The following is a 2,797-nucleotide window of genomic DNA, read 5'->3' as shown; positions in this document are numbered from 1 at the left end:
GTGCGCACGCCCGCGGCCGCGGCCGACGCGGCGGCGGAATGGGTCAACCTCGTCGACGGCCTGGGATCGGTGACCGGCGCCCTGGCCCGAGCCCTCGGCGCACGCGTACACCGCGACGCTGCGGTCGTCGCCGTGAGCCACACCGAAACCTCCGTCGTCGTGCGCACCCACGAAGGCGAGGCCGACTTCGACGCGCTCGTCCTCGCGGTCCCCGCCCCCGCCGCGGCCCGGCTGCTCGCCGACACCGATCCCCCGCGCGCCCTGGCGCTCGACGCCATCCCCCACGTCGAGGTCGCCGTGGCCCTGCACCGCGACCCCGCCGGCATGCCCGAGAACCGCGCGCACTGGTCCAGCACCAACGTCCACGTCCACGACGGCTGGGGCGAGAGCACGTCGTGGTACGGACCGGCCCTGGGCGTCGACCTCTTCAAGAGCTGGACCACCCACCGCGAGCCGCCGACGGAGGTACTTCACCACGAGGTCTTCCACCAACCGCTGCCGACCCCGCAGGCGCACCGCGCGCGCCAAGCGCTGCTCGCCGCCCAGGGCACGCGGCGTATCCACCTCGTGGGGAGCCACCTCGGCGACCTCGACAGCCAGGAGAGCGCCGTGCGTTGCGCGCTCGACGTCGCCGCGCACTTCTCGCCGACCGCCACCCGCGTCGCCCACCTCACCGAGGCCGCCCGATGAGTACCGGCCCACGTGCCGACCACCCCGTCCGCGCCTCACGCCGGATGGCCGACGTCGCGTACGGCATGCGAGGCGCACTGGCGGCCGAGGCCGAACGCATGCGTTCTCGCGGCGAACACGTGCTCGCGCTGAACCTGGGCGACCCCGCCGCGTACGGGCTCACGCCCGCGCCGGAGGTGGTGCGCGCGGTCCGCGAGCAACTCGACCACTCGTGCGGCTACAGCACCGCCAAAGGGCTGCCGTCGGCACGGCGCGCGGTGGCCGAGCACTACCGCGCGAAGGGCCTCGCGGACGTGCGGCCGCGCGACGTCTACCTGGGCAACGGCGTCTCCGAACTGGCGCCGATGTCCCTCAACGCACTGCTCGACCCACGTGACGAAGTGCTGATCCCGGCACCCGACTACCCGATGTGGACGGCCTCCGTCGTCGTGGCCGGCGGCCGACCCGTGCACTATCCGTGCGACGAACACGCCGACTGGTATCCGGACCCGGCGCAGATCTCCGCCCGCGTGACCGACCGCACCCGCGCCATCGTGGTGATCAACCCGAACAACCCCACCGGCGCGGTGTGGCCCCCCGACGTCCTCGACGCGATCGCCGACATCGCCCGACGACATCACCTGGTGCTGTTGGCCGACGAGATCTACGCCGACTTCCTCTACGACGACACCGCTCACGTCCCGCTCGCCTCCTGCGCCCCCGACGTCGCGTGCCTCACCTTCGGGGGCCTGTCCAAACGCAGCCGGATACCCGGCTACCGGATGGGGTGGATGGCGCTGACCGGACCCCGGGGGCCCGCGCGCGAGTACACCGACGCGCTCGACACGCTCGCGTCGCTGCGCCTGTGCCCCAACGTCCCCGTCCAGCGCGCGGTCCGGGCGGCTCTGGCGGCCGACGACACCCCGTCGCTGACCGCCCCCGACGGCGCGCTGGGGCGTCGGCGCGAGCACATCTGGAATCTGCTCAACGCCGTCCCGGGCGTGCGAAGCGTCAAACCACAGGGCGCGTTCTACACGTTCCCGTCCATCGACGTCCGGCGCTGTCGCATCGGGGACGACGACCGCCTGGCGAACGAACTGCTGCGCGAGGAACGCCTTTTGATCGTCCCGGGCAACGCCCTGGGCCCCGTCGCGCCCGGACACTTCCGGATGGTCACGCTCGCACCGACGGACCTGCTCACCGACGCCGCGGGGAGGCTGGCCCGCTTTCTCGAACGCAGAACGGCCCGACCGTCGCGAACGTCGTCGAGCCACACACCACCGACGCGGAAACGAAAGGGCGTCACCGCCCGCCCCGTTGGCCACCACCACGACCTCGGAGAACCTCGATGAGCCCGCGAACCACCGCCAGGCACCTCGCCGACGAACTAGAGAACCGACGCCGCGAACAGCCCGTCGGCAACGCACTGTTGAGCATGCTCGCGAACGGCGACCTGACCAGGGAGCACCTTCGGCGCCTGATCGGTACCGATGCCCAGTGCCGACGGACCGAACTCGTCGCCTACGCCACCCTGGTCGCGCGCTTCCCGCACCGCCCGGCAGCCGACCTGTACCTGACCCTGGCCCGGCTCGTGTACGACGCGGGTCCCGGACTGGCGACCTGCGCGCACGCCCTGGGTCCGGACCCGGCCGACACCCCACCGCAGCCGCGTGAACGTACGACCTACGCCTTCAACGGCGTCCTGTCCTGGTTGGCGATCCAGGGAAGCCAGGCGGCGACCGCGCTGGCCGTGCACTCCGACCTGATCGCGTACCTCGGCGGCTGCGCGGAACTGGTCTCGCACCTGCGCTCGGCGGACCTGGAGGTACCGGACGAGTTCCTGAACCACTACGGCGCCGGGGCACCCGAAGATCTCTGCCGGTCGGCCCTGGACGTCGTGCAGGACGGGCTCGACCGAGGCGACGACCCCGACGAGGCGATCCTCGCCGCGCGCCTCCTGGAGGAAGGGATCGGCGACTTCTGGCGCTCGGCGGCGGGCAGCGCGGCGATCGGCAGGACGGCGGGGGGATAGCGCCCGCGAGGGCCTTGTCGGGGCCGGCCCGCACGGGCGCGCGTGGGGGGCGACGGCCCGCGGTCAGGTGATGGAACACCTCCGATCGGCCCGCAC

The 2,797-nt window shown here is 72.9% G+C and carries 3 protein-coding genes; all 3 read left to right on the top strand.

From position 1 onward, the window contains the following. Positions 1-690, top strand: a 690-nt coding sequence (locus GT354_RS51890; protein ID WP_161365488.1) for an FAD-dependent oxidoreductase, incomplete at its 5' end; no start/stop codon positions are given. Continuing rightward, complete coding sequence (locus GT354_RS51885; protein WP_161365486.1) at positions 687-2,021, top strand: aminotransferase class I/II-fold pyridoxal phosphate-dependent enzyme; 1,335 nt, start codon at positions 687-689, stop codon at positions 2,019-2,021. The genes GT354_RS51890 and GT354_RS51885, both read left to right, overlap by 4 nt. Further along, positions 2,018-2,701, top strand: coding sequence for a hypothetical protein (locus GT354_RS51880; RefSeq protein ID WP_161365484.1), 684 nt, complete (start codon positions 2,018-2,020; stop codon positions 2,699-2,701). The genes GT354_RS51885 and GT354_RS51880 overlap by 4 nt, the downstream gene beginning before the upstream one ends. Positions 2,702-2,797: the final 96 nt, after the last annotated feature.

It is taken from the genome of Streptomyces sp. SID3343, from assembly GCF_009865215.1.
Classification (GTDB): Bacteria; Actinomycetota; Actinomycetes; order Streptomycetales; family Streptomycetaceae; genus Embleya.
This window is presented reverse-complemented; position numbering and strand designations above follow the sequence as displayed.